This window comes from Herbaspirillum sp. RTI4 (assembly GCF_034313965.1).
In the GTDB taxonomy this organism is placed as follows: Bacteria; Pseudomonadota; Gammaproteobacteria; order Burkholderiales; family Burkholderiaceae_D; genus Herbaspirillum.
The window spans coordinates 2,014,109-2,040,048 of the sequence record NZ_JAVIWQ010000002.1; the positions used below are offsets into that span (position 1 = coordinate 2,014,109).

The 25,940-nt window shown below is 53.0% G+C and carries 24 protein-coding genes and 2 tRNA genes; 25 read left to right on the forward strand and 1 reads right to left on the reverse strand.

Going from position 1 to position 25,940, the window contains the following annotated elements:
- The first annotated feature begins 29 nt into the window (after window positions 1-29).
- The 22 genes from fabD (at window position 30) to RGU70_RS09250 (ending at window position 20,959) form a co-directional block, all read left to right on the forward strand.
- Entirely contained in the window at window positions 30-962 is a 933-nt protein-coding gene (gene fabD / locus RGU70_RS09145) for an ACP S-malonyltransferase (protein ID WP_322209089.1), read from the forward strand.
- A complete protein-coding gene (gene fabG, locus RGU70_RS09150) occupies window positions 959-1,702 on the forward strand; it encodes a 3-oxoacyl-ACP reductase FabG (protein WP_322209090.1) in 744 nt (247 codons plus the stop codon). Before fabD ends, fabG begins: the two co-directional genes overlap by 4 nt.
- 176 nt (window positions 1,703-1,878) lie before the next feature.
- Window positions 1,879-2,118 carry an acyl carrier protein gene (gene acpP / locus RGU70_RS09155; RefSeq protein ID WP_322209091.1) on the forward strand — a complete coding sequence of 80 codons (240 nt, stop codon included), beginning with the start codon at window positions 1,879-1,881 and terminating at the stop codon, window positions 2,116-2,118.
- Between the two features lie 28 nt (window positions 2,119-2,146).
- Window positions 2,147-3,388 carry a beta-ketoacyl-ACP synthase II gene (fabF, locus tag RGU70_RS09160; protein WP_322209092.1) on the forward strand — a complete coding sequence of 414 codons (1,242 nt, stop codon included), beginning with the start codon at window positions 2,147-2,149 and terminating at the stop codon, window positions 3,386-3,388.
- Between the two features lie 70 nt (window positions 3,389-3,458).
- Window positions 3,459-3,950, forward strand: a complete 492-nt coding sequence (locus tag RGU70_RS09165; protein ID WP_322209093.1) for a protein YgfX — start codon at window positions 3,459-3,461, stop codon at window positions 3,948-3,950.
- Window positions 3,951-4,207: 257 nt separating this feature from the next.
- Window positions 4,208-4,810: an RNA polymerase sigma factor RpoE gene (gene rpoE / locus RGU70_RS09170; RefSeq protein WP_322209094.1), complete on the forward strand. Its 603-nt coding sequence runs from the start codon at window positions 4,208-4,210 to the stop codon at window positions 4,808-4,810.
- Between the two features lie 54 nt (window positions 4,811-4,864).
- A complete protein-coding gene (locus RGU70_RS09175; RefSeq protein WP_322209095.1) occupies window positions 4,865-5,542 on the forward strand; it encodes a sigma-E factor negative regulatory protein in 678 nt (225 codons plus the stop codon).
- Window positions 5,543-6,093: 551 nt separating this feature from the next.
- The gene (locus RGU70_RS09180) at window positions 6,094-7,557 is read left to right on the forward strand and encodes a DegQ family serine endoprotease (RefSeq protein WP_322209096.1); all 1,464 of its coding nucleotides are present in this window, start codon (window positions 6,094-6,096) and stop codon (window positions 7,555-7,557) included.
- Between the two features lie 145 nt (window positions 7,558-7,702).
- Complete coding sequence (locus RGU70_RS09185) at window positions 7,703-7,957, forward strand: glutaredoxin family protein (protein ID WP_322209097.1); 255 nt, start codon at window positions 7,703-7,705, stop codon at window positions 7,955-7,957.
- A gap of 136 nt (window positions 7,958-8,093) precedes the next feature.
- Window positions 8,094-9,881, forward strand: coding sequence for a translation elongation factor 4 (gene lepA / locus RGU70_RS09190; RefSeq protein WP_322209098.1), 1,788 nt, complete (start codon window positions 8,094-8,096; stop codon window positions 9,879-9,881).
- Window positions 9,882-9,883: 2 nt separating this feature from the next.
- Complete coding sequence (lepB, locus tag RGU70_RS09195) at window positions 9,884-10,795, forward strand: signal peptidase I (protein WP_322209099.1); 912 nt, start codon at window positions 9,884-9,886, stop codon at window positions 10,793-10,795.
- Window positions 10,796-10,891: 96 nt separating this feature from the next.
- Window positions 10,892-11,926: a ribonuclease III gene (gene rnc, locus RGU70_RS09200; protein ID WP_322209100.1), complete on the forward strand. Its 1,035-nt coding sequence runs from the start codon at window positions 10,892-10,894 to the stop codon at window positions 11,924-11,926.
- The gene (gene era, locus RGU70_RS09205) at window positions 11,923-12,837 is read left to right on the forward strand and encodes a GTPase Era (RefSeq protein WP_322209101.1); all 915 of its coding nucleotides are present in this window, start codon (window positions 11,923-11,925) and stop codon (window positions 12,835-12,837) included. Before rnc ends, era begins: the two co-directional genes overlap by 4 nt.
- An 11-nt stretch (window positions 12,838-12,848) precedes the next feature.
- Window positions 12,849-13,694 (forward strand): DNA repair protein RecO, encoded by an 846-nt coding sequence (gene recO, locus RGU70_RS09210; protein ID WP_416186498.1) that lies wholly within the window; start codon window positions 12,849-12,851, stop codon window positions 13,692-13,694.
- A gap of 216 nt (window positions 13,695-13,910) precedes the next feature.
- Entirely contained in the window at window positions 13,911-14,681 is a 771-nt protein-coding gene (gene pdxJ / locus RGU70_RS09215) for a pyridoxine 5'-phosphate synthase (protein WP_322209102.1), read from the forward strand.
- Entirely contained in the window at window positions 14,681-15,073 is a 393-nt protein-coding gene (acpS, locus tag RGU70_RS09220; RefSeq protein WP_322209103.1) for a holo-ACP synthase, read from the forward strand. The genes pdxJ and acpS overlap by 1 nt, the downstream gene beginning before the upstream one ends.
- Window positions 15,070-16,110, forward strand: coding sequence for a beta-N-acetylhexosaminidase (nagZ, locus tag RGU70_RS09225; RefSeq protein WP_322209104.1), 1,041 nt, complete (start codon window positions 15,070-15,072; stop codon window positions 16,108-16,110). Before acpS ends, nagZ begins: the two co-directional genes overlap by 4 nt.
- Before the next feature lie 28 nt (window positions 16,111-16,138).
- Window positions 16,139-17,998, forward strand: coding sequence for an excinuclease ABC subunit UvrC (uvrC, locus tag RGU70_RS09230; protein WP_322209105.1), 1,860 nt, complete (start codon window positions 16,139-16,141; stop codon window positions 17,996-17,998).
- Between the two features lie 95 nt (window positions 17,999-18,093).
- Window positions 18,094-18,681 carry a CDP-diacylglycerol--glycerol-3-phosphate 3-phosphatidyltransferase gene (pgsA, locus tag RGU70_RS09235; protein WP_322209106.1) on the forward strand — a complete coding sequence of 196 codons (588 nt, stop codon included), beginning with the start codon at window positions 18,094-18,096 and terminating at the stop codon, window positions 18,679-18,681.
- 41 nt (window positions 18,682-18,722) lie between these two features.
- Window positions 18,723-18,798 (forward strand) — tRNA-Gly (locus tag RGU70_RS09240).
- A 117-nt stretch (window positions 18,799-18,915) separates the two neighbouring features.
- Window positions 18,916-18,989, forward strand: a tRNA-Cys gene (locus RGU70_RS09245).
- Between the two features lie 467 nt (window positions 18,990-19,456).
- A complete protein-coding gene (locus RGU70_RS09250) occupies window positions 19,457-20,959 on the forward strand; it encodes a PLP-dependent aminotransferase family protein (protein ID WP_322209107.1) in 1,503 nt (500 codons plus the stop codon).
- Window positions 20,960-21,061: 102 nt separating this feature from the next.
- On the opposite strand, the gene RGU70_RS09255 is transcribed toward RGU70_RS09250, so the two are convergent.
- Window positions 21,062-21,610 carry a YaeQ family protein gene (locus RGU70_RS09255; RefSeq protein ID WP_322209108.1) on the reverse strand — a complete coding sequence of 183 codons (549 nt, stop codon included), beginning with the start codon at window positions 21,608-21,610 and terminating at the stop codon, window positions 21,062-21,064.
- 201 nt (window positions 21,611-21,811) lie between these two features.
- On the opposite strand from RGU70_RS09255, the gene rpsO reads away from it, so the two are divergent.
- The 3 genes from rpsO to RGU70_RS09270 all read left to right on the forward strand — a co-directional run bounded on the left by rpsO (window position 21,812) and on the right by RGU70_RS09270 (window position 25,793).
- Complete coding sequence (gene rpsO / locus RGU70_RS09260; protein ID WP_322209109.1) at window positions 21,812-22,081, forward strand: 30S ribosomal protein S15; 270 nt, start codon at window positions 21,812-21,814, stop codon at window positions 22,079-22,081.
- A gap of 324 nt (window positions 22,082-22,405) precedes the next feature.
- Window positions 22,406-24,532, forward strand: a complete 2,127-nt coding sequence (gene pnp / locus RGU70_RS09265; RefSeq protein WP_322209110.1) for a polyribonucleotide nucleotidyltransferase — start codon at window positions 22,406-22,408, stop codon at window positions 24,530-24,532.
- 280 nt (window positions 24,533-24,812) lie between these two features.
- On the forward strand, window positions 24,813-25,793 hold the full coding sequence (locus RGU70_RS09270) for an NAD(P)H-quinone oxidoreductase (protein ID WP_322210748.1): 981 nt from the start codon (window positions 24,813-24,815) through the stop codon (window positions 25,791-25,793).
- The last annotated feature ends 147 nt before the right edge of the window (window positions 25,794-25,940 follow it).

Below are 25,940 nucleotides of genomic sequence, written 5' to 3' on the forward strand. Positions count from 1 at the left end.
ATTCGCAGTAAACACAGGTGACATCGAATATGGCTAATTTTGCTTTTGTTTTTCCAGGACAGGGTTCGCAGACAGTCGGTATGTTGAACGGTTTTGCCGATAATCTGATCGTTCGCGACACGGTAGCTGAAGCTTCCGATGCTTTGAATTTCGATCTGGGGAAATTAATTGCCGAAGGTCCTAAAGATGCGTTGGATTTAACGACGAACACTCAGCCAGTGATGTTGACTGCTGCAGTTGCAATTTATCGCGCCTGGTTGGCCGCTGGCGGACAAGCGCCCACGATTGTTGCCGGACATAGTCTTGGCGAGTACTCTGCATTAGTGGCCTCTGGGGTGATTGCTTTCAAGGATGCTGTTCCTCTGGTGCGTTTTCGGGCGCAGGCAATGCAAGATGCCGTGCCTGTTGGGCAGGGCGGTATGGCGGCTATTCTTGGTCTGTCAGATGAGGATGTCCGCGCTGCGTGTACGGAAGCCGAGCAAGGTGAAATTGTCGAGGCAGTCAATTTCAATGCGCCATCCCAGGTGGTGATCGCCGGGCATAAAGCGGCTGTTGAGCGCGCCTGCGAAATAGCAAAAACAAAAGGTGCAAAACGTGCATTGCTACTTTCCGTGTCAGCGCCGTTTCATTCTTCTTTACTTCAGCCGGCCTCTGTTCGTTTGCAGGCTTATCTGGCCGATATTAGCTTTGCAGTCCCCGGGATTTCAATAATCAATAATGTTGACGTTGCTATCGAAACGTCGTCTGAAGCGATCAAGGATGCATTGGTACGGCAGGCGGCGCGTCCTGTTCGATGGGTAGAAACCGTTCGAAAAATTGCTGATAAAGGCATAACTCATATGATCGAATGTGGTCCCGGCAAGGTATTGACCGGTTTGACCAAGCGTATTGATACAAGCTTGAGTGGTGATGCTATCTTTGATCAGGCTTCGCTGAATACACTACTGGAGTCGTTACAATGAGTAAGCAATTACAGAATCAAATCGCCTTAGTCACCGGTGCCTCGCGTGGTATTGGTCGTGCTATTGCCTTAGAGTTGGCGCAGCAGGGCGCTATTGTTGTCGGCACAGCCACATCGGAGGCGGGTGCGGCAGCAATCAGTGAATACTTGTCGGCTTTTGGTGGCAAAGGCGTGGTTCTGAATGTGAATGATCCGGTTGCCTGCGCTGCAACGATTGAGTTGGTACAAGGGGAATACAAATGCTTGTCGATTCTGGTCAACAATGCCGGTATTACGCAGGATCAGTTGGCCATGCGAATGAAGGATGAGGAATGGGATAGCGTGATTGCGACCAATCTGACTGCAGTAGGCAGGCTCGCACGCGGCGTATTGCGAGGCATGGTAAAAGCCAAATACGGACGAATTATTAATATTACTTCTGTGGTTGGATCGTCTGGAAACGCAGGGCAAATGAATTATGCCGCAGCGAAGGCCGGCGTGGCAGGAATGAGTCGCGCACTGGCGCGTGAGATAGGTAGTCGCAATATTACTGTCAACTGCGTCGCGCCAGGGTTTATCGATACAGACATGACCAAAGCACTGAGTGAGCCTCAAACTGCCGCATTGTTGCAGCAGATTCCTTTGGGTCGCCTCGGAGCGCCAGAGGACGTCGCTACAGCGGCCGCATTTCTTGCGTCCCCTCAGGCTGCTTATATTACCGGCACGACGCTGCACGTTAATGGCGGTATGTACATGAGTTGATTTGCTCGATGTTGAGCTGGTCGTCTATTTTTTGCTTGAGCGGGCTGGCTGGCGAAATTCTAATTTGACCGAAAGCTGTTCTGATTTGTTAAACGAGTTCTTGTAAAAGTAATTATTAGTGCGCAAACCTGATAAAATGCGCGCACTTTTGTAACCATCACCACTGGAGGCATAACATGTCGGATATCGAACAACGCGTTAAAAAAATCGTCGCTGAACAACTGGGTGTCGCAGAAGCCGACATCAAAACGGAATCTTCTTTTGTTAATGATTTGGGTGCGGATTCTCTGGATACCGTTGAACTGGTCATGGCATTAGAAGACGAATTTGAAATGGAAATTCCTGACGAGCAAGCTGAAAAAATCACAACAGTGCAGCAGGCTATTGATTACGCCAAGCTGAACGTCAAGGCCTGAACTGCTTGAACGATTCCAGGAGAATTGCTTGATTCGATCGCGTGAACGTCGCGTAGTTGTTACCGGACTTGGATGCATCTCACCTGTAGGCAATACTGTTGCCGACACTTGGGAAGCTATCCTTGCCGGTAAGTCTGGTATAGCTACTATTACCAAGTTTGATCCCACTCCTTTTTCGACGCGTTTTGCCGGAGAGGTAAAGGGGTTCAATATTGAAGACTATATTCCTGCAAGAGATGCCCGTCATATGGATACTTTTATCCATTTCGGGATGGCTGCGGGAGTTCAGGCAATGGAGGATAGTGGCCTGATTGTGACGGAAGAAAATGCTGAGCGCATTGGTGTCATTATTGGTTCTGGAATAGGGGGGTTGCCTCTGATTGAAGAGATGCATGGCGAATTGACTAATCGCGGCCCCCGTCGTATTAGCCCTTTTTTCATTCCCGCATCAATCATCAATATGATCTCCGGGAACCTTTCGATTAAATACGGACTGAAGGGGCCTAACCTCGCGATCGCAACCGCTTGTACTACCGGTTTGCATAGCATTGGTATGGCAGGTCGGATGATCGCTTACGGCGATGCTGATGTCATGGTTGCTGGTGGGGCAGAAGCTAGTGTTTCGCCTTTAGGTGTTGGTGGTTTTGCCTCTGCCCGTGCTTTATCTGCCCGCAATGACGACCCGGCTACTGCTTCGCGACCTTGGGATAAGGATCGCGATGGTTTTGTTTTGGGCGAAGGTGCCGGTGTTATGGTGCTTGAGGAATATGAGCATGCTAAGGCACGCGGAGCTACCATTTATGCCGAATTAATTGGTTTTGGCATGACTGGGGACGCTTATCACATTACCGCGCCTAATCTCGACGGCCCTCGCCGCTGTGTGACTTTGGCGTTGCGAGATGCGGGTATTGCAGCCGATGAGGTGCAATACTTGAATGCACATGGCACATCTACTCCGCTAGGTGATAAAAATGAAACCGAGGCAATTAAGGCCGCTTTTGGCGAACATGCCTACAAGTTGGTAGTGAACTCCACTAAATCCATGACTGGGCATTTGCTTGGCGGTGCTGGAGGACTTGAATCGGTATTTACAGTGCTTGCATTGCATCATCAAGTGTCTCCGCCTACTATCAATATCTTCAATCAGGATCCGGATTGCGATCTTGATTTCTGTGCCAATACAGCAAGGGATATGAAGATCGACGTTGCTGTTAAGAACTCCTTTGGCTTTGGTGGTACCAACGGTACTTTGGTATTTCGTAAAATTTGAAGCTGAGTGTCGGATTTTTCTCCGGCACTCAAACTCCAGGTGCACAACTACGAATTGATTTTTATCAGATATGTCAATTGCGTTGTCAGCTGAAATTAAGCCTTCTCGCATATTTTTATTTTTCATTGCGGGAATTTGCTTAGGGTTCGGTGCGCTCAGCCTGGTTTTGGAAGTGATGTTGTTCGGCACGCATTTCTCTTTGGGAAAATTCTTTATTCCAATAATTACCTTCGTGGCTGGCTTGCGAAGCGTCCTGAATATTTTATCTTTAAGTCGGAATTCTTATCAACTCGATATTTCTGATAGTGGTCAGATTCGTTTGCGGAATTCCTTATCTATTGATATTTCTGGGTCTAATGCCGTACTTGGTGCGCCTCTGATATTAAACAGCGATTCGCTTTTGTGGCCGTATCTGTTGGTTTTAAGAGTTCAAATGAGTGAAGGTTCGCACAAATCTTTAGTTGTGCTGCCAGACAGTACTTCGCGTCAGAATTTTCGTGCGATTGCCGTGGCCTGCCGCTGGGTGGCAGCTCATCAATTTACCGTGTGTAAAAGGCGATAATGATGAGTATCTGCTTAGCGTGCGCGTAAAATGAAGGGCGATGTTGCATCAGACTATTAACGCATTTCTCCTCGTCCTGATCGGGCTTTGGTGGGATTGTCGGAACGAAGAATAGGATACCTAATTGATTGATTTTTACAATATCTAAAAAATATTATAAATGAGAAAAATAAATCCAATTGGTTGCGCATTCTAAGGTGATTGTCCTGCTAGGGGTGCGGACGTGTGGTGTTGCAAAAAAGCAAGGGATAGGAGTTTTGACGACAGAACGCGAAATTGATCAGTTGCTTGTGGAGCGCGTGCAACGCGGCGATAAAAAAGCATTTGAACTGTTGGTTATTAAATATCAGCGAAAACTGATGCGTCTCGTTTCGCGTCTGGTGAGGGACCAAGCCGAGGCGGAGGATGTTGTCCAAGAAGCTTTTATTAAGGCCTACAGGGCTATTCCTCAATTCCGAGGTGATTCCGCATTTTATACTTGGTTATACCGTATAGGGATTAATACCGCCAAAAATTACTTGGTTACTTTGGGGCGGCGAGCGCCCACCTCGACGGAGGCCGATATTGAAGATGCTGAAACTTTTGACACCGGTGAGCAACTAAGAGATATAAATACGCCAGAGTCCATGCTTGCTACTAAGCAAATAGCACAAACCGTCAATATGGCAATGGATGCTTTGCCCACTGAATTGCGAACTGCAATTACGCTACGTGAAATCGAAGGTTTGAGCTATGACGAGATCGCGGAAGCAATGGCGTGTCCAATAGGTACTGTTCGGAGTCGGATTTTTAGAGCGCGCGAAGCTATTGCAGAAAAACTGCGCCCATTATTGGGGACAGCAATTGATAAGCGTTGGTAAATGCAAATGTAAGTGCGCCTAGTTGAGGCTTAATAAGTCTAAGGTCAGGGAATCATGAATAGTACAGATATCAAGATGCAGATTTCGGCGCTCGTAGACAGTGAGCAGCTTGAAAACTCGATGCATGTCTCCTTGGCTGGACTGCACAATCCAGATGCGCGCGCGGCATGGGACGTTTACCATCAAATTGGCGACGTACTACGCTCGGACGACATGGCATTTTCGTTTAGTGATAAATTTTCTGCGCGCATGTGGGGGCTTCTCGAAGCCGAACCCACCTACATTACTTTGAAGGATTCGATCGCTACTGCGACGCATCTGAATTCAACGAGTGTTAGTGGGAATAATCAGAGTTCGAGAATGACTCGCAGGATTGCCGGATCTGGGGTTGTAACTGTTATTGCGGTGGCAGCTCTGATTTTTATGGTGAAGCCGGAATCGTCTCTACATCCAGTACTAACTCAAGTGATGTTGCCTGCGTCAGCAACAAATCCCGTGTGGCCTACGGTGTCCGCGACTCCATCAAACAAGTCCTTATTCCTTACTGCAGATAAGTTGAGTGCGGATAATGAAGGTCTTCCCGGTTTGGCAAGCTTGGCGCAACAGGGTGATGTTGTGCGCGATCCAAGAATTGATAATTATCTGTTAGCGCATCAGCGTTTTGCTCCACACCCCAATAACTCTACGGAATATGCCCGCACTGCCGTTTTTGCAGTTGATTCCAAAAAATAGATCCATATCTCGGCTTAATCGTATTAATTTAATGTCATCTTTTTAGGTTAATGCTCGCGTTAGGCTCTGTTGGATATGCACTGCACATGTAGTTTCAGGCTTCTAATCAAACACTCCTTGAGTAAGTCCCTTTCAGAAATATTAAAAATGACCTGTTATTGCCCGTAAATTGAAAATTAATTTTTCGGGCATGGTTGCCTTGGTGCGTAAATTTTAGCTAACGGTTCTAGGCGACCTAGTGCGGCTCCTCATCTGGGTTTCTGAAAGACGTAGCAAATAACGCGTATCATTTTGGGAAGTCACAGGATTGGTGGCGCTCGGGCTATCAATTCGGCGAGCCAGTACTAAAATGACAAAATCCCCTATATTTCACCTGCAGGCGTTGCTACGACTTTTGTTGCATACAGTCATGCGCCAGCCTAATGCGCTATGCAAAAAAGCGTCGTGAATCTTGTAGGGCGAAGGAGTGCCGACTGGCGACAGTTGGTGAGACCCAGGATCAAACGATTAGTCAGATGGCATCCTCGATTGTATTTAAACCTCGATAATTTATGAACATATTCTTATTCTTCCCAAAACCCATCCTTCCGATTTTGCTGTCTATTAGCATTTTTGCGATTTTTCCAGGAATCCAAAGTGTCGCTTACGCGGCACCTGCAGTGATTGGTTTGCCAGATTTTGCCGACATCGTTGACCGTACCGGGCCGGCTGTTGTCAACATACGCACGACTGAGCGTGCCAAAGTGGTGCAAGCGCAGGACGGTAGCGAAGACGAGGAAATGCAAGAGCTGTTGCGCCGATTTTTTGGTGCCCCACGTCAAGCGCAGCCGAATACGCCCCGAGGTAAAAAGCCCGCACCGCAACTCGAAGAAGTACCTCGAGGGGTCGGGTCAGGTTTCATTATTTCTGCCGACGGCTACATCATGACCAACGCACATGTGGTTGATAGTGCAACAGAAGTATATGTAACGCTGACTGACAAGCGAGAATTCAAAGCTAAGATTATCGGTTCCGATGCAAGGTCTGATGTTGCCTTGTTGAAAATTGACGGTAGCAATTTACCCCGGCTGGCTATCGGGGATTCGGACAAAATCCGGGTCGGTGAATGGGTCTTGGCGATTGGTTCACCTTTCGGTCTTGAAAGCACGGTAACCTCCGGCATCGTTTCGGCCAAAGCACGCGATACGGGTGACTATCTTCCCCTTATCCAAACGGATGTCGCAGTCAATCCAGGTAATTCCGGTGGCCCTCTGATTAATCTTCGTGGTGAAGTCATCGGAATCAATTCACAAATTTACAGCCGCTCCGGCGGCTTCATGGGTATTTCATTCGCCGTACCGATTGACGAAGCTTTGCGCGTTTCCGATCAGCTTAAGAGCAGTGGAAAAGTTACCCGAGGCAGAATCGGGGTGCAGATTGGTGAGGTTACCAAGGATGTGGCAGAGTCGCTGGGCCTGACTCGTGGACAGGGAGCTTTGGTGCAGCGGGTTGAACCCGGAGGGCCAGCCGAAAAAAGCGGACTCGTACCTGGCGATATCATTCTCAAGTTCAATGGCGCACTGATTGACCGATATAGTGATCTGCCTCGATTGGTTGGTAGCACCAAGCCAGGTTCGCGGGCCGTTCTCAATGTCTGGCGAAAAGGAAGCGCGCGCGATATTAACTTAGTCATCGTCGAACTAGAGTCAGATAAAGTGGTGAAGGCCGCGGATAAAAAAAGCCGACCAGAGCCGTTCGTCAATGCCCTGGGCTTGAGCGTAAGTAATCTGAACGATGATCAAAAGAAAGAACTGAAAATTGAAAGCGGCATTGTGGTTGATGTCGCAGAAGGTGCCGCAGCTCGCTCGGGCATTCGCCCCGGAGATGTGATTCAGCGGCTTAATAATATTGACGTTACTGACGTCCGCCAATTCAACGCCTTAGTGGCTAAGTTGGAGGCCAAGAAAGCGGTCGCCCTTTTAATTCGTCGGGCTGATTCCTCCCGGTTTGTAACGGTTGCTCCCGGCGGCAATTAAAGATTGATGAATTGCTGGAAAAGCTGCATGAGTATCCCTCATGCAGCTTTTTCATTTCTGAAGTAATTTCAGCGCAGCATGTCTGAGTCTTAATCAGTTCTGGGCATATGCCAATAGCGATTCTTCCTCAACTACACAATTGCCGATGGTCCATTTCACACTTTATTCCCGCGGGTATTGCCATTTGTGCGACGAGATGCTGTCTGCATTGCAGGCTTATGCCGCTGATTTCAGATTTACTGTTGAAGTCGTCGATGTCGATGCGGACCCCGCGCTAGTGGTCCTTTACGATGAGCTGGTCCCCGTACTGGTCTATAGCCATAACGGCGCGCCACCGGCACAGTTGTGCCACTATTTTCTCGATAGGGAGGGACTTGTTGACCTTCTTGCGAAGGCCTGATCTCCTGTCCGATAGAGATACACGGCTGCTCACCCCGGAAATCCGGTAAAATGAGGCTTCTATAACCTGCAGCGAAGGCGCTCGCCCCCGGGAAATGTTACCTGGCCGGAGCGCTTTTTTTGTAACCGCAATTTTAATGAAAAATATCCGCAACTTCTCCATTATCGCCCACATCGACCACGGCAAATCAACGCTGGCGGATCGCATCATTCAGCTTTGCGGAGGCCTGTCAAACCGCGAAATGGAAGCCCAGGTTCTCGATTCCATGGACATTGAACGTGAGCGAGGCATCACGATCAAGGCACAGACCGCAGCGCTATCCTACAAGGCGCGTGATGGTCAGATTTACAACCTGAATCTGATCGATACACCCGGCCACGTCGATTTCAGCTACGAAGTGAGCCGTTCACTTTCCGCTTGCGAGGGGGCATTGCTGGTCGTTGATGCCTCGCAAGGGGTAGAAGCCCAGACGGTCGCCAACTGCTATACCGCGCTCGAACTCGGCGTGGAAGTAGTTCCCGTACTGAACAAGATCGATTTGCCTTCCGCCGATCCAGACAATGCCATTTCCGAAATCGAAGACGTCATTGGCATTGATGCCAGCGATGCAGTGCATTGCTCGGCTAAAACGGGTCTTGGCGTCGAGGACGTGCTGGAAGCGCTGATCGTCAAGGTGCCCGCACCAAAAGGCGATGTAGATGCCCCCCTGCAAGCTCTGATTGTCGACTCCTGGTTCGATAACTATGTCGGCGTCGTCATGCTGGTGCGCATCATCAATGGCATGCTGCGGCCAAAGGACAAGATATTGCTGATGGCCAGCGGCACCCAGCATCTGACCGAAAGCGTGGGCGTATTTACGCCCAAGTCGCAATCGCGCGAGTCGCTATCAGCCGGGCAGGTAGGCTTCATCATTGCCGGTATCAAGGAATTGAAAGCCGCCAAGGTGGGCGATACCGTGACACTAGCGGCCAAGCCTGCTGCCGAAGCCTTGCCGGGCTTCAAGGAAGTGCAGCCGCAAGTGTTTGCCGGCTTGTTCCCGGTCGAGGCGAACCAGTACGACGCGCTGCGCGATTCGCTGGAAAAACTCAAGCTCAACGATGCCGCCTTGCAATATGAGCCGGAAGTCTCTCAGGCGCTGGGGTTTGGTTTCCGTTGCGGCTTCCTCGGTTTGCTGCACATGGAAATCGTCCAGGAACGTCTGGAGCGCGAATTCGACATGGACTTGATCACCACCGCACCAACGGTGATCTATGAAGTGATCCTGCCTAGCGGCGCGATCCTGATGGTCGACAATCCCTCCAAGATGCCTGAGCCGTCCAAAATTCAGGAGGTAAGGGAGCCGATCGTTACGGTCAACCTGTACATGCCTCAGGAATACGTCGGCTCCGTGATTACCTTGTGTACGCAAAAGCGTGGTGTGCAAATCGACATGAGCTACCACGGCAAGCAAGTGCAGCTGATTTACGAAATGCCCATGGCTGAAATCGTATTGGACTTTTTCGATAGGCTCAAATCGACTTCGCGCGGCTATGCCTCGATGGATTATGAATTCAAAGAGTACCGCGCTGCCGATGTGGTGAAGGTCGACATGCTGATCAACAGCGAAAAAGTCGATGCGCTGGCAATCATTGTGCATCGCTCCAATAGCCAGTTCCGAGGCCGTGCGGTGGCCGCCAAGATGCGAGAACTGATTCCCCGACAAATGTTCGATGTCGCCATTCAGGCAACGATTGGCTCCAACATTATTTCTCGTGAGAACGTCAAAGCTCTGCGCAAGAACGTGCTGGCCAAGTGCTACGGCGGTGATATCAGCCGCAAACGCAAACTGCTGGAAAAACAGAAGGCCGGTAAAAAACGGATGAAGCAAGTCGGCTCTGTGGAAATCCCGCAAGAAGCCTTCCTGGCAATTTTACAAGTGGAATAACAATGAACCTGCAAGCCCTGTTAGGCAATTTCGCCTTGATTTTATTCGTGTTGATGCTCATTACTGGCGTCATCTGGTTCCTGGATCTGTTTTATCTCGGCCGTCAGCGCCGCGCCCGAGCCGATGCAGCACTGGCAGCGTTCGATGCCCGTAACGCGCAGTTGCGCGCGCAAGGGATTGAGCCAGACAGCACCGGCCGTGTGGAGTTGGCAGAAGGGCTGCTGCGGCAACCGGTATGGATAGAATATTCCGGCAGTTTTTTCCCTGTCATTGCCGTGGTGTTCTTTTTGCGCTCGTTCTTGTATGAGCCATTCAAGATTCCTTCCAGCTCTATGGTTCCAACGCTGCTGGTGGGCGATCTGATTCTGGTCAACAAGTACACTTACGGCATTCGTTTGCCCATCATCAATAAAAAAATCCTTGAAATTAATCAGCCGCAACGCGGCGACGTGATGGTGTTCAAATACCCGAAAGACACGGCGGTCGATTACATCAAACGGGTGGTTGGCGTGCCGGGTGATAAAATAGTCTATAGAAACAAGCGTTTAACGATTAATGGTAAGGCGCTTTCTTATGAGTCGCTGCCTGATTTTCTCGATGAAGAAAGCCTCACGTATTCCAAGCAGTGGCAGGAAAATCTGACCGGCAACGATCACAAGATCCTCAACAATGAAAACGCGCCGAACTACGTGCCTAACCCGGACGCTTTTCCGCAGCACGAATTGTGTACTTACGACTCCGATGGCTTTGCCTGTACGGTTCCGGCCGGTCAATATTTCATGATGGGTGATAATCGGGACAATAGTCTGGATAGCCGCTACTGGGGCTTCGTTCCCGATGCGAATATTGTAGGGAAAGCATTTTTTGTCTGGATGAATCTGGGCAACTTCAAGCGTATCGGCAGTTTTCATTAAGCCTGCGTGCAGCATGGCAGACGTTCCGTAAGGAAGTCTGCCCGGTGAATGCCCGACGTTGTTGGCATTTTCCTTCAGGGCCTAAGTGAGCATCAAATGGATTCATCAATATTGCAAAATCGGCTTGGCCACAAGTTTCAGAATGCTGGGTTGTTGCAGCAGGCCTTGACGCATCGAAGCCATAGCAGCATCCATAACGAGCGCTTCGAATTCCTCGGCGACTCTATTCTCAACTGCGTCGTTGCTTCTCTCTTGTTCGATCGCTATAGCAAAATCGACGAAGGCGATCTGTCGCGTTTGCGCGCCAATCTGGTCAAGCAGCAGTCGCTTTACGAAATTGCCCAGCGTCTGGAGTTATCGCAATTCCTTCGGCTGGGCGAGGGTGAGCTGAAATCGGGCGGTTTCCGACGCCCCTCCATTCTGGCGGACACGCTCGAAGCACTGTTTGGCGCTATTTTTCTCGATGCCGGATTCAATGCCGCACGCGATGTCATCCGTTCGCTTTACATTCCGATCCTCGACAGCGTAGATCCTAAAACCTTGGGCAAGGATGCCAAGACACTGCTGCAAGAATATCTGCAAGGAAAGAAAATTGCCCTGCCGCAGTACAACGTGGTTGCCACGCATGGCGCCGCACATAATCAGGAATTCGAAATAGAGTGTCTGGTCCCCAAACTGGAGATTCAGGTCTTCGGAACCGGTGGCAGCCGCCGTGCAGGCGAGCAGGCCGCGGCCAAGCTGGCATTGGAGGCAGTGCAGACCGCTCTGGTGAAAACACCTTCCGGCGCGCGTAAAGCCCGGCCACGCGCCGCGCAACTGAAGCTGACTGGTATCGCCACGATACAATCGGGCGCACCGACTGGCGAAGACTCTGCTCAGGAGTCCTTGCAGTTGATCGCACATAAAGCCGCTTCCAAAACCGAGAAATCGGATAAAGACAGCAAAGCCACCGCACTCAAGGCAGAACCTAAAACGCATGCCAAAACTGACGCCAAAGCAAGCGACGCCAAAGCATCACACAGCGAATTGAAACCTGACGCCACAACCAAGACCGTCACCCCCAATGACGCTCCCAGCGATACCGGCACACCGGCCGCTTCACCTACCGCTAATAACACTAAAATCGCATGACCGAGCCTTCTACCAGCACGACACTCCCCGCCGATTTCCGTTGCGGCTACATTGCCATCGTGGGGCGTCCCAACGTGGGCAAATCCACGCTGATGAACGCCTTGATCGGCGCCAAAGTCAGCATCACCTCGCGCAAAGCACAAACTACCCGGCACCGTATCACCGGTATTCAGACCTTGCCGGATACGCAATTCGTCTACGTTGATACCCCCGGTTTTCAGACGCGGCACAGCAATCCGCTCAACAAGACACTGAACCGTACCGTCAACAATACCCTGACGTCTTCCGACGTCATTCTGTTTCTGGTCGAAGCCGGCACGTTCAGCGCGGCCGATCAGCAAGTGATCGACCTGCTGCCCAAAGATGTACCGTGCATCCTGGTCATCAACAAGTCGGATCGCGTGACGGACAAAGCCACCCTGATGCCCTTTGCCCAACAGCTTGCCGCCAAGCATCCGTTTGTCGCCGTGGTACCGGTCTCGGCCAAACAAGGTTTTCAACTGGAAAACCTGCAAGGCGAAGCGCGTCGCTACCTGCCGCAAAATCCACCGATGTTCGATGCCGACGACATCACCGACCGCAGCGAAAAATTTCTTGCCTCGGAAATCGTGCGCGAAAAAGTATTCCGTTTCGTCGGCGAAGAGCTGCCCTACACCAGCACCGTTATCATCGAAAAATTTGAACAGGAAGGCAATCTGCGACGCATTTTCGCCGCCATCCTGGTGCAGCGCGAGATGCACAAAGCCATGGTCATCGGTGCCAAGGGTGCGCGTCTGAAGGACATCTCGACTCAATCCCGGCTCGACATGGAGCGGCTGTTCGGCGGCCCAGTTTATCTGGAAATCTGGATCAAAGTGAAATCTGGCTGGGCCGACAATGAAGCCGGTCTGCGCGCCTACGGTTACGAATAGGCATTGCCGCTTTGAGCACGGATCCCGATGCCGGGTTGGCGTCATCCACCGATAGCACGACCGCGCCGGCAGAAACCTCTGCCCCGCGTGTCAAAACCGCTGCTGCCGCCAAGCCGCGCACAAGTACTGCGCGACGCAGCCCAAGCGAACATCGTGTGACAGAGCAACCCGGCTTCATCCTCCACAGCTATCCCTACAAAGAAACCAGCCTGATCGTCGACGTGCTGACACGCGATTACGGCCGCATTGGCTTGATGGCCAAAGGGGCTAAACGCCCGCATTCCAAGCTGCGCGGCGCATTGCAAACCTTTCAACCGCTGGCAGTCGGCTGGTCCGGCAAATCCGAAATCCGCACGCTGATCGCCGCCGAATGGGTAGGCGGACTATTGCCGCTGGAAAAATCGGCACTGCTGTGCGGTTTTTACCTCAATGAACTGCTGGTCAAACTGACCGCCCGCGACGATCCCCATCCCGAACTGTTCGACCACTACGTTGCCACGCTCAACCAGCTGGCGCATGGAGAAGCGCCGCCGATTGTGTTGCGCCAGTTCGAGCGCGCCTTGTTGAAATCGACCGGCGTGGCCGGCAATCTGACGGTCTGCACCCGCAGCGGAAAAGCCGTACAGCCGGACGGTCAATACGTCGTCGATCCCGAACGCGGCGCACGGCTAGCCATGGTGTCCGACGTCTGGCCGCGTGTATCCGGCAAAACTTTGCTGGATATGGAAAGGGAAGACTACGCCGACAGCACCACCCAGATGCAAAGCAAATTCCTGATGCGTTTTTTGCTGGCGCATCATTTGGGCGGCGTGCAGTTGAATACACGGCAGATATTGATCGACCTGATGCAGTTGTAAATCCGTGCTGATGGTCGCCGTATCGACGCCTGTCATCGTCACGATGCAAGTCCGGGCAGGGCAGATGGGGAATGTTGCGTAAAATTGCAGGGATGCCGACGCAGGCAGAATGAGAGCTCCTGTAAAACCCGGCCCGCATCATTGCGGCAGCGTTACTCTCTACCAATGTAGTCAGGCACTTTTAGTCATCGATTCGCAGAGTTTCTAAAGGAACACATGAGCTTTTTACAACCCGCCGGTTCCGCTCTGGAACTGGGCATCAATATCGATCACATCGCCACCTTGCGCAACGTGCGCGGCACCGTCTATCCCGATCCTCTGCAAGCAGCGCTGCAAGCTGAAGAAGCCGGAGCCGATGCCATCACCCTGCATCTGCGCGAAGACCGGCGTCATATCCGTGATGCGGATGTGGAACTGATCCGTCCCCAATTGCGCACCCGCATGAACCTTGAAGCGGCAGTCACGCCGGAAATGATCGACATCGCCTGCCGCATCAAACCGCAGGACGTTTGTCTGGTCCCGGAAAAACGACACGAAGTCACTACCGAAGGCGGGCTGGATGTCGTCACGCATTTCGCGCAGGTGCAGGCGGCTGTCAGACAATTGCAGGCAGAAGGTATACGTGTGAGTCTGTTCATTGATCCCGACACGGCGCAAATTCAGGCCGCCGCCGAAACCGGCGCGGAAGTGATTGAATTGCACACCGGCTGCTATGCCGATGCGCCGGACGCCGCCACCGAAAAAACCGAACTGGCGCGGGTGCAGCAAAGCGTGCTGGAAGGCATGCGGCGCGGCCTTAGAGTCAATGCCGGCCACGGTCTGCATTTTGGCAATGTCCAGCCGATTGCGGCGATCACCGATATCTCCGAACTCAATATCGGCCACGCCATCGTCGCTCACGCCGTCTTCGTTGGCTGGCAATCTGCAATCCGTGAAATGAAAGCGCTGATGCAGCAGGCGCGCAGCATGGATCACCGGGGGGCCTGATGATCTACGGCATCGGCACCGACATCATCCGCATTGCGCGGATAGAAGCGGCCCTGAAACGCAACGGCGACCGCTTTGCCGAGCGCATCCTCGGCGCTGAAGAAATGGAAAAATATCGGGATCGCACGAGGCGGGTTGAGGCGCGCGGCATCCGTTTTCTGGCCACGCGTTTCGCCGCCAAGGAAGCTTTTTCCAAAGCCATTGGACTGGGCATGCGCATGCCCATGACCTGGCGCAGCATGCAAGTACTCAATGCGCCCAGCGGTAAGCCGGTCGTCGTCGCTAGCGGCGCATTGAAAGACTGGATGGAATCCAGTGGCATCACAGCACAAGTCACCCTTACCGATGAAGCCGAATATGCCGTCGCCTTCGTCATCGCGGAGAAAGCATGAACGCAAAAAAAACAGCAGCCCCTTCCTTGCCCGGCCCGGTCATGCTCGATGTGGTCGGCCTTCGCCTTGATGCCGACGACCTGCGTCGTATCCGCCACCCGCTGACCGGCGGCGTCATTTTGTTTGCGCGCAATTATCACAACCGCGAACAACTGACGGCCCTGACGACCGCCATCCATGCCGTTCGGCCGGATGTGCTGATCGCGGTCGATCACGAAGGTGGCCGGGTGCAACGCTTCAAGACGGACGGTTTTACCCATTTGCCGGCCATGAGCAAGCTTGGCGAACTATGGGAGCGCGACGTACTGGTTGCCACCCGCACCGCTACCGACGTCGGTTTTGTGCTGGCCGCTGAACTGCGCGCTTGCGGTATCGACCTCTCGTTTACGCCGGTGCTGGACCTCGATTTCGGCGTGTCCGGCGTCATCGGCAATCGCGCATTTCATCGTGATCCGCGTGTCGTGGCGCTGCTGGCAAAAAGTCTGAATCAGGGACTGGCGCTGGCCGGGATGGCCAATTGTGGCAAGCATTTTCCCGGTCACGGTTACGTCGAAGCGGATTCGCATGTCGCGCTTCCGGTCGATGAGCGCAGCATGGAAGATATCCTCGGTGAAGATGCCGCGCCTTACGGCTGGCTGGGCATGAGTCTGGCGGCAGTCATGCCGGCGCATGTGATTTATCCGCAGGTCGATCCGCATCCCGCCGGTTTCTCAAAAAAATGGCTGTCCATTCTGCGCGACGATATCGGTTTTCAGGGCGTGATTTTCAGCGACGATCTGAGCATGGAAGGTGCCAGCGTCGCCGGCAATGTCGTCGAAGGTGCGCGTGCGGCACTGGCTGCCGGTTGCGACATGGTGCTGATCTGCAATTCGCCTGAGAAGGCCGATCAATTGCTGGACGGACTGCCGTCGGCGATCGATGCCATTTGCTCTGCACGCGTGGCCGCGCTGCGTCCGGTTGCACCAGCATTGGACTGGGACGCTCTGCAACAAGATGCGCGTTATCAGGCAGCGAAGAAGGCCTTGCAGATTTTATGAAATCCCCCGCGACAAGGCCCGTGCCGCAATGAGCGAGACCTTGCCGCCGCCCGATCCGCGTGCCGAGGTGCTCGATACCGTCGCCAAGTTGCCGCACCTGCCGGGCGTCTACCGCTATTTTGATGCCGACAACAAAGTGCTGTACGTCGGCAAGGCGCGCGACCTGAAGAAGCGCGTATCGAGTTACTTTCAAAAGACCCTGTCGAGTCCGCGCATCGCCATGATGGTGGCGCGCATTGCACGGCTGGAAACTACGGTTACCCGCAGCGAAGCCGAGGCCTTGCTGCTGGAAAACAATCTCATCAAGAGTTTGCAGCCGCGTTTCAACATCCTGTTTCGCGACGACAAGTCGTATCCCTACCTCAAAATCAGCGGCCACCGTTTTCCGCGCATGGCGTATTACCGTGGCTCGGTGGATAAGAAGAGTCAGTATTTCGGGCCATTCCCCAATGCTTGGGCGGTAAAGGAATCGATTCAGATTCTGCAAAAAGTATTTTTGCTGCGCACTTGTGAAGACACGGTGTATGCCAATCGCACCCGGCCTTGTTTGCTGCATCAGATTCATCGTTGCAGCGGGCCTTGCGTTGACTTTGTGTCGCAGGAAAACTATGCGGCGGATGTGGATAATGCCGCTAAGTTTTTGCGCGGCCGTCAGACGGAAGTGATGCAGACGCTGGAAACCAATATGCAAGCCTTTGCGGCGGAGTTGAAGTTCGAGCAGGCTGCCGTGGTGCGCAATCAGATGAACGCTCTGTCGCGCGTGTTGCATCAGCAAACGATGGAAGTCGGCAGCGATGCCGATATCGATATCATCGCCGTGATCGTGCAGGGCGGGCGAGCTTGCGTCAATCTGGCTATGGTGCGTGGTGGTCGGCATTTGGGCGATAGGGCGTATTTTCCTTCGCATGTCGATAATGCACTGGCAACGGTGGAAGGCAGTATCGAGACTGAAGTGCTGAAGGCTTTTTTGGCGCAGCACTATATCGAAAAATTTATCCCTGGCACCTTGGTTCTGAATCTGGAAATGAATGAGCCGGAATTGATGCTGGCCCTGAGTGAGCAGTGCGGCCATCGGATTCAACTGACGTTTCAGCCGCAGGGACAGCGCCGGCAATGGCTGGAAATGGCGCACAAGGGTGCGGAGCTGGCGTTGGCGCGGCTTTTGTCGGAGCAAGGCTCGCAGCAATCGCGCACGCGCGCGCTGGTCGATGCGCTGGCGCTGGAACCGGACAACATCGACGAGCTGCGTATCGAATGTTTCGACATCAGTCATACGCAGGGCGAGGCGACGCAAGCTTCCTGCGTGGTGTTCCATCATCACGCCATGCAAAACAGTGAGTATCGGCGCTACAACATCGAGGGTATTACGCCGGGCGATGATTACGCCGCCATGCGGCAGGTGCTACAGCGGCGCTATGAAAAAGTGGTCAGCGGCGATGGCATCATGCCGGGTCTGGTGCTGATCGACGGCGGCAAAGGGCAGGTAGAAATGGCATGTCAGGTGTTGGCAGAGCTGGGTCTCGATATCAGTCTGATCGTCGGTGTCGCCAAGGGGGAGGGGCGCAGGGTTGGTCTGGAAACCCTGATCTTTGCCGATGGCAGGGAAGCGCAGGAACTCGGCAAGGAATCGGCGGCGCTGATGCTGGTCGCGCAAATCCGCGATGAGGCGCACCGGTTTGCCATTACCGGCATGCGCGCCAAACGCGCCAAGGCGCGGCAAACTTCTCAGCTGGAAGAGATCGAGGGCGTCGGTGCCAAACGTCGGCAACGATTGCTGGTACGCTTCGGCGGCTTACGTGGGGTGGTCGATGCCAGCGTGGATGATCTGGCGACGGTCGAGGGGATTTCGCGGGTGCTGGCCGAACAAATTTATCGACAGTTGCATTGACTACCGGAGTTCCTGTGATTTCTTTATCAGGACTTGACGCTTGGCTCTGCTACTATTTCCCACATTGCGTGTAACGAACCTATTCAAAAATTAAAATGCCCTTCAATATCCCTATCTTGCTGACCTGGTTGCGCGTTGCATTGATTCCTTTGGTGGTCGGCGTTTTTTATTTGCCTGAACTTGGCTTGTCGAGGGCGGAGCAAGGTCTGGCCTCGACCTTGATTTTTATTGTTGCCGCCGCGACCGACTGGTTTGACGGTTTTCTGGCGCGGCGCTGGAATCAGACATCGGCCTTCGGCGCTTTTCTCGATCCGGTGGCTGACAAGCTGATGGTCACGGGGGCGTTGCTGGTGCTGGTCCATCTGGATCGGGTGCATCCGATTATCGCGCTGGTGATTATCGGTCGTGAAATCGCGATTTCCGCTTTGCGCGAATGGATGGCGCAGATCGGTGCATCGAAATCGGTGGCGGTTAGTTCGCTGGGGAAAATCAAGACTGCCGCGCAAATGACGGCTATTCCCTTGCTGCTGTTTTCCGGCAGTCTTTTTGGCATCGATACCCGCCTCCCCGGCGAGCTGCTGTTGCTGGTGGCGGCGGTGCTGACGGTCTGGTCCATGCTGTATTACTTGCGCAAAGCATGGCCGCTGATAAAGAAATTACAGGATCACAAGCCAGAAGCTTGACAATGCCTGACTAAGCCCTATAATAGCGCTCTGTTGTTCATGCGGGAGTAGCTCAGTTGGTAGAGCGATACCTTGCCAAGGTATAGGTCGAGAGTTCGAGCCTCTTCTCCCGCTCCAGAATACTAAAGGAAGCTTCAACGCTTCCTTTTTTTATGGCAAACGATGTGAAGCCGATTTCTTTGTGCAAATGTGCAGAGAATGACATTTTCAAAGCGGCTTGCCGATATCCCTCACGGCGGGGTAGCAAAGTGGTTATGCAGCGGCCTGCAAAGCCGTGTACGCCGGTTCGATCCCGACCCCCGCCTCCAAAATAGACGTGTTGAATTGATTATTGAGCCCACTTTCGAGTGGGCTTATTTTTTGCGCGCGCAAAAAATGCGATGTGTACATTTGGGCGGGAGCTACTCACGCAGCGAGTCGATCAAGATGAGCGAAATGAACTGTCAATGCGGGAAGGGACCGTTGGGTGGGGACCCTTGTCCTCGTTAATGCAGATGGAAATTGAGCTGGCTCAGATTGTGGGTATTTAGCCTCGATGCTGCTGACAAAAGCAGTGCTATAAAACGTATCAGGTGTCTTTACTTCCCCCTTGCGGGTAATCCTGGTGCGTCCGTACAAATACGTCTTTCGATCCCCGCATATTGCGCAACGCCCTTAAATGGCTGTTCAAGGCAGCTTTGCCGCAGGCGTGGGGTAGTCAATGAGCGATCTGTTACGGTATCTTTTTGCTAACTCTGTATCTATTGCGGCGCGATCTGAGCAACGATCATAACGTATGCATACGCTACCCCCCCCACCTTCCTTGTCAGAAGAGCTGCCTTCGGGCATGCAGCCACTCTACCGCCGTTTGGCGGAACATTATCTTACCGCGATACGCGCTAATACTTTGCCGCCCGGGCAGCGTATGCCGTCGGTGCGGAGGTTGATGCGACAGCATGGAGTAAGCCTGTCAACGGCACTGCATGCGTTGCGATATCTCGAACAATACGGTTGGTTGGAAGCGCGGCCGCGCTCTGGTTATTTTGTACGACAGCCGCGCAGAGCCATGCTGCGGCCAGTTGCAGAGCCCTTGGATTTGACGCCGACCAATCCCGAGCAATACGCCGGAATTCATGAGCGGGTTTCTGCTTTCGTTTCAAAGTTGCAGCAGCAGCCTCTGTCTATCGATTTGAGCGGAATGAATTGTGCGCCGGAGCTCTATCCGGTCGAGACATTGAAAAATGTTGCCATCCGCAATTTGCGACGCAAGCCGAGTTTGCTGACAAAATCCCCTGAGCATAGTGGTAACGCTGGTTTTCGGGCCATCCTTGCGCGTCGCGCACTCACCGGCGGCATGCATCTGACGGCGACCGATATTGTGGTGACAAATGGGTGTATCGAAGCCATCAATGTCGCTTTGCGCGCCGTAGCGCAGGCCGGCGATACGATTGCCGTGGAGTCGCCTACTTATTTCGGATTGTTGCAGGCCCTGGATAGCTTGGGCATGGTCGCGCTGGAAATCCCCACCAGTCCGCAAACGGGTATTTCGCTGGAAGCGCTGGAGCTAGCCATGCGCAGTCATCCGCATATCAAGGCAGTAGTGGTCGTGCCGAATTTACAGAATCCTCTTGGTTGCATCATGCCTGACGCGAATAAAGCCAGACTGGTCAGCCTGTGCGAGTTGCGGCAGATTCCTTTGATTGAAGACGATACCTATACTGAATTAGCGGATGTCAGTGTGCCGCTGAAGGCGCTCAAAGCGTGGGATACCACGGGTAACGTGATTCATTGCGCTTCGCTTAATAAGGTGCTGGCACCCGGCATGCGACTAGGTTGGCTGACGGCAGGGCGCTGGCAGGCGCGTGTCGAAATGCTGAAATACGCCTATACCCGCGGTAATGAAGAGTGGACTCAAATGAGTGCGGCTGATTTCCTCGATTCGAGTGCTTATGAGCGTCATTTGCGACGATTGCGTAATGCCTTGAAGCAGCAGCGTGAGCAAGTAGCGGAGGCGGTCGCGGAATATTTTCCAGAGGGAACTCGCCTCAATGTTTCCAGTGGCGGTATCGGCTTATGGGTAGAGTTGCCGCAGATGCTCACCTCTGATCGAGTATTCGAGGCTGCACTGAAAGAGGGGATAGGAATTTCACCCGGCCTCATATTCTCGAATTCCAACCGTTATTCGAACTATTTGCGCCTGTGCTGTGGTCAGCCTTACACAGGGCAGGTAGAGCAGGCATTGAAACGGCTTGGTGGCATTACCAAGCGCATGCTTGAAGAAATGGTTGTGGCGACCTAGGCCTAGGGCTTGTTGACGTTTCATCAGCGAGACGGAGTGGTTTTCCGTCTCGTTTTTTTATATTTATTTCAAAAATATTCCTGCCGTGAGCACGGGAATGAATTAATACGATTGCGTCAGTTTCAGCGTTTCCAGATCGATTTGCACTGCATCGGCATTGGCCCCCATCCAAATCTGCCCATCCTGGATCGTGCATTGCAATTGCATGTTGCGCTGAGCCAATCGAGCCAGCGCCGCGCTGGTTTCTGCGGGGATCTGAATCACGCTCAGGTTCCGGGCGCGTTCGACACGACTACCTGTTTGTCCCCACCAGATAGCACCGGTACTGCTATAGCTATAGACGATTACGCGTGTAGCACGGCCGCAGGCTTTCAGTATGCGCTTGTCGTCCGGTTGGCCGACTTCTATCCAGAGGTCAATCGCGCCGGTCAGGTCTTTTTGCCACACATCGGGCTCGTCGATGTCTGCAAGTCCTTTGCCGAAACTCAACATCGGGTCCGCATGCAGCGCAAAGGCCAACAGCCTGATCATCATCCGCTCATCGGTCTCGGAGGGATGGCGGGCAATGGTCAGTATGTGGTTCTGATAGTAATGCCGGTCCATGTCGCTGATTTGCAGATCGGCTTTGAAGATAGTTGCCTTGAGGGCCATATTGATAGGAGTAGTTGAGGGGAGTGATTGGCTAACGGACGTGCAGCTTAACCGAGGTTTGGCCCGTTGCGTAGGTCTAGTTTGAAGTGCGCCGGTTTTTGCTATATACTGCGCGTCTGGTCATTCGGCCGGATTTAATTTTTGTTCACGGTTCGTGGGGTTGTAATGCAGACTCCGCATGCCGCTTGTGAAAGGTAAGACATGTCTCTCGAAAAAGTACAGAAAGCAGCAATTATCACTGATAACGCTCGCGCGTTGAACGATACCGGATCGCCGGAAGTGCAAGTTGCTCTGCTGACAGCCCGTATCAACGACCTCAACGGTCACTTCAAAATCCACAGCAAAGATCATCATTCCCGTCGCGGTTTGATCAAAATGGTCAACAGCCGGAAAAGCCTGCTGTCTTATCTGCGCGGTAAAGATGCATTGCGCTATCGCGCATTGATTGAAAAACTCGGTTTGCGTAAATAATCGCTGTTATCCGATTTGTTTCAATCCGTTTCCGGATCGCTTGTCACAATGCCTGCGTCAGTTTCTGACGCGGGCATTTTGTTATGGTGGCGCGAGCATGGTGTAGCAATTAAGCATTAGCCTTAGTCTTAAAGCGCGCCACTTTTCAGATTGCAATTGTAGTAAGCGTGGCCTCATACGAGTGTCATGCGGTAGCAAGACGATGTGCCGTTTTCAGGCAATTGTCCGTGGTGAGGTGAACGACAGCTCCTGAAAATCTGTCGGTAAAAAAGAAATCCCGGCAAAAGCGTTTTTACCGGGGGATCAAAATAGAAAGGAAACACCGTGTTTAATAAAGTCACTAAAACTTTCCAGTACGGCCAACACCAAGTCACGCTGGAAACAGGTGAAATTGCGCGTCAGGCTTCCGGTGCTGTGCTGGTATCGATTGAAGATACCGTCGTGCTGGCAACCGTCGTTGCACGCAAGGATGCCAAGCCAGGCCAGGATTTCTTTCCCCTGACTGTTGATTACATTGAAAAAACGTATGCTGCCGGTCGTATTCCGGGCGGTTTCTTCAAGCGCGAAGGCAAGCCTTCGGAAAAAGAAACACTGACCTCGCGTCTGATCGATCGCCCGATCCGTCCGCTGTTCCCAGAAGGTTATCTGAATGAAGTGCAAATCATCATTCACGTACTGTCGGTGAACCCAGAAATCGATCCAGACATCGCTGCCATGATCGGCGCATCCGCTGCGCTGTCAGTCGCTGGCCTGCCGTTCAATGGCCCTGTCGGCGCTGCCCGCGTCGGTTATATTGACGGTCAATATGTCTTGAACCCTACCAGCTCGCAACTGAAGACTTCGCTGCTCGATCTGGTCGTTGCCGGTACCGAAACTGCGGTTCTGATGGTCGAGTCCGAAGCCAAGCAATTGTCCGAAGAAATCATGTTGGGCGCAGTTGTATTCGGTCATGAGCAATCGAAGGCGGTCATCGACGCTATCCATGAACTGGTGCGCGACGGCGGCAAGCCGGAAGTGCAGTGGAGCCCTGCGCCGAAGAATGAAGCGCTGATCGCTCGCGTAACGGCACTGGCCGACGACAAGCTGCGCGATGCCTATCAAACCCGTGACAAGCAGGCACGTACTGCCAAGCTCAAGACGGTGACTAGCGAAGTCAATGCGGCTTTGGCCGCTGACGGTAGCGCAGTCGATGCCGCAGAAGTCGGCGGCATTCTGTTCGATCTGGAAGCAAAAATCGTTCGTTCGCAAATTCTGGATGGCGAGCCACGCATTGATGGTCGCGATACGCGCACCGTGCGTCCGATTTCGATCCGCACCGGCGTGTTACAACGTACGCATGGTTCCGCCTTGTTCACTCGCGGCGAAACTCAGGCGCTGGTGATTGCTACGCTGGGTACTGCCCGCGACGAGCAAAAGATCGATGCCCTGATGGGTGAGTACACCGACCGCTTTATGCTTCATTACAACATGCCTCCGTTTGCTACCGGTGAAACCGGCCGCGTCGGTACGCCGAAGCGTCGCGAAATCGGTCATGGCCGTTTGGCCAAGCGCGCTCTGCTGGCTGCACTGCCGGCACCGGAAGAGTTCAGCTACTCCGTGCGTCTGGTTTCGGAAATTACTGAGTCGAACGGTTCTTCGTCGATGGCTTCGGTCTGCGGTGGTTGCCTGGCACTGATGGATGCGGGTGTTCCTATGCAAGCGCACGTGGCTGGTATTGCCATGGGTCTGATCAAGGACGGCAATAAGTTTGCGGTGCTGACCGATATCCTGGGCGATGAAGATCACCTCGGCGATATGGACTTCAAGGTAGCGGGTACCGCCGTTGGCATTACTGCACTGCAAATGGACATCAAAATCCAGGGCATCACCAAGGAAATCATGCAGGTCGCACTGGCGCAGGCCAAAGAAGGCCGCGTGCATATCCTCGGCAAGATGCAGGAAGCCGTACCAGCGGGCGCAGGCGAATTGTCTGACTTCGCACCGCGTCTGATCACGATCAAGATCAATCCGGAAAAAATCCGTGATGTGATCGGCAAGGGCGGCGCAGTGATTCGCGCGCTGACCGAAGAGACGGGTACGCAGATCGATATCAGCGACGAAGGCGTCGTTACTATCGCTTCGGTGGATGCCACTGCAGGTCAGGAAGCCAAGCGTCGTATCGAAGAATTGACTGCCTCGGTTGAGGTGGGCAAAGTCTACGAAGGCACTGTGCTCAAATTGCTCGATTTCGGCGCAATTGTGCAAGTGTTGCCAGGCAAGGATGGCTTGTTGCACATCAGCCAGATCGCCAACGAACGCGTCAATGCGGTTGCTGACTACCTGAAAGAAGGCCAGCAAGTGCGCGTGAAGGTTCTGGAAACCGATGACCGTGGCCGTCTCAAATTGTCGATGAAGGCTGCGGCGGAAGAGGGCGCGGCACCTGCTCCTGCTGTTGTTGAGGCTGCTGAGTAACTCTTTTGCAACATTGCCCGGACTGTGTTTTTGCAGGCCGGTTAGAAAACCGCTCCATGGCTCTTTGCTTGGGGCGGTTTTTTTATGGTGATGGCGATTCCGGTGAAGAGCCCAAATTTTTCTTTTCTGCGATTCTTTGGCATTTCTAAATTGTCGGTGGTGCGCAGCAAGAAGTACGGTGGCGGGTTACCATTCGGCACCGACTGCGATCGAGCATGTTGCGGCACTGTTTCTGTATTACCTGAGCGCTGCCAGCTTTACTTATTCAAAGGATGTCGCTATGCAAGCAATCGAGATTACCCGCCCTGGCGCGCCAGAAGTATTGCAACTCTGTGAGCGCCCGATGCCCGTTCCGGGGCAGGGTGAAGTGTTGATCAAGGTTCATGCTGCTGGCGTCAATCGCCCTGATGTCGCTCAACGCCTTGGCAATTATCAGCCACCTGCTGGTGCTTCCGATATCCCCGGATTGGAAGTGGCCGGCGAAATCGTTGCTGGCGATCTGGCTGGCAGCCGGTTTAAGGTGGGTGATCTGGTATGTGCGTTGTTGCAAGGTGGCGGTTATGCGCAATTCTGTACGGCGCCGTTGGCTCAATGTTTGCCGCTGCCAAAGGGTTTGACGGCTTTGCAAGCAGCGGCTTTGCCGGAAAATTTTTTTACCGTTTGGAGTAATGTTTTCGAACGTGGAAATCTGAAGGGTGAGGAAAGCTTGCTGGTGCAGGGAGGCTCTTCAGGCATTGGCGTGACGGCTATTCAGCTGGCGACCGCACTCGGTCACCGTGTTTTTGCTACCGCCGGCAGTGCTGAAAAATGTCGTGCCTGTGAGCAAATGGGGGCTGTGCAAGCAATCAATTACCGGGAGCAGGATTTCGTCGAAGAAATCAAGGCGGCAACCGAAGGCAAGGGTGTCGATGTGATTCTTGATATGGTGGGTGGCGATTACGTGCCGCGTGAATTGCGTGTTCTTGCTGAGGATGGTCGTTTGGTGTTGATTGCGGCGTTGGGCGGAGCCAAGTCCGAACTGGATTTATGGCAAATTATTCGTCGTCGCTTGACTATCACCGGTTCTACTTTGCGTCCGCGTTCGGTGGCATTCAAGGCGGCCATTGCGGTGCAATTGGAAGCCGCTGTGTGGCCCTTGATTGAAAGCGGTAAGATAGCTCCTCAGATTTATCGCACATTCCCATTGGAGCAAGCTGCGCAAGCGCATGCTTTGATGGAGTCGAGCGAGCACATAGGTAAAATTATGTTGGTGGTGGCATAAGCAATTGATCGAATAGATCGATCGCAACGCCCGGTTTCGCAGCGGTCATAAATATTACTAGGATAAGTTCAGCACTGCTCATTTGACCCGGCATCCTCCTACGCGCTAGAATGGCGGGTTATTCAATATTAGGCTTCTAACTTTACT

Bases quoted from the DNA above. Each gene is read 5' to 3' on its own strand.
- RGU70_RS09255 (WP_322209108.1), bottom strand. From the start codon at position 21,610: ATGGCCCTCAAGGCAACTATCTTCAAAGCCGATCTGCAAATCAGCGAC.
- lepA (WP_322209098.1), top strand. From the start codon at position 8,094: ATGAAAAATATCCGCAACTTCTCCATTATCGCCCACATCGACCACGGC.
- RGU70_RS09180 (WP_322209096.1), top strand. From the start codon at position 6,094: ATGAACATATTCTTATTCTTCCCAAAACCCATCCTTCCGATTTTGCTG.
- RGU70_RS09165 (WP_322209093.1), top strand. From the start codon at position 3,459: ATGTCAATTGCGTTGTCAGCTGAAATTAAGCCTTCTCGCATATTTTTA.
- RGU70_RS09185 (WP_322209097.1), top strand. From the start codon at position 7,703: ATGGTCCATTTCACACTTTATTCCCGCGGGTATTGCCATTTGTGCGAC.
- acpS (WP_322209103.1), top strand. From the start codon at position 14,681: ATGATCTACGGCATCGGCACCGACATCATCCGCATTGCGCGGATAGAA.
- pgsA (WP_322209106.1), top strand. From the start codon at position 18,094: ATGCCCTTCAATATCCCTATCTTGCTGACCTGGTTGCGCGTTGCATTG.
- era (WP_322209101.1), top strand. From the start codon at position 11,923: ATGACCGAGCCTTCTACCAGCACGACACTCCCCGCCGATTTCCGTTGC.
- lepB (WP_322209099.1), top strand. From the start codon at position 9,884: ATGAACCTGCAAGCCCTGTTAGGCAATTTCGCCTTGATTTTATTCGTG.
- RGU70_RS09250 (WP_322209107.1), top strand. From the start codon at position 19,457: ATGCATACGCTACCCCCCCCACCTTCCTTGTCAGAAGAGCTGCCTTCG.
- nagZ (WP_322209104.1), top strand. From the start codon at position 15,070: ATGAACGCAAAAAAAACAGCAGCCCCTTCCTTGCCCGGCCCGGTCATG.
- rnc (WP_322209100.1), top strand. From the start codon at position 10,892: ATGGATTCATCAATATTGCAAAATCGGCTTGGCCACAAGTTTCAGAAT.
- fabD (WP_322209089.1), top strand. From the start codon at position 30: ATGGCTAATTTTGCTTTTGTTTTTCCAGGACAGGGTTCGCAGACAGTC.
- pdxJ (WP_322209102.1), top strand. From the start codon at position 13,911: ATGAGCTTTTTACAACCCGCCGGTTCCGCTCTGGAACTGGGCATCAAT.
- acpP (WP_322209091.1), top strand. From the start codon at position 1,879: ATGTCGGATATCGAACAACGCGTTAAAAAAATCGTCGCTGAACAACTG.
- rpsO (WP_322209109.1), top strand. From the start codon at position 21,812: ATGTCTCTCGAAAAAGTACAGAAAGCAGCAATTATCACTGATAACGCT.
- RGU70_RS09270 (WP_322210748.1), top strand. From the start codon at position 24,813: ATGCAAGCAATCGAGATTACCCGCCCTGGCGCGCCAGAAGTATTGCAA.
- uvrC (WP_322209105.1), top strand. From the start codon at position 16,139: ATGAGCGAGACCTTGCCGCCGCCCGATCCGCGTGCCGAGGTGCTCGAT.
- fabG (WP_322209090.1), top strand. From the start codon at position 959: ATGAGTAAGCAATTACAGAATCAAATCGCCTTAGTCACCGGTGCCTCG.
- RGU70_RS09175 (WP_322209095.1), top strand. From the start codon at position 4,865: ATGAATAGTACAGATATCAAGATGCAGATTTCGGCGCTCGTAGACAGT.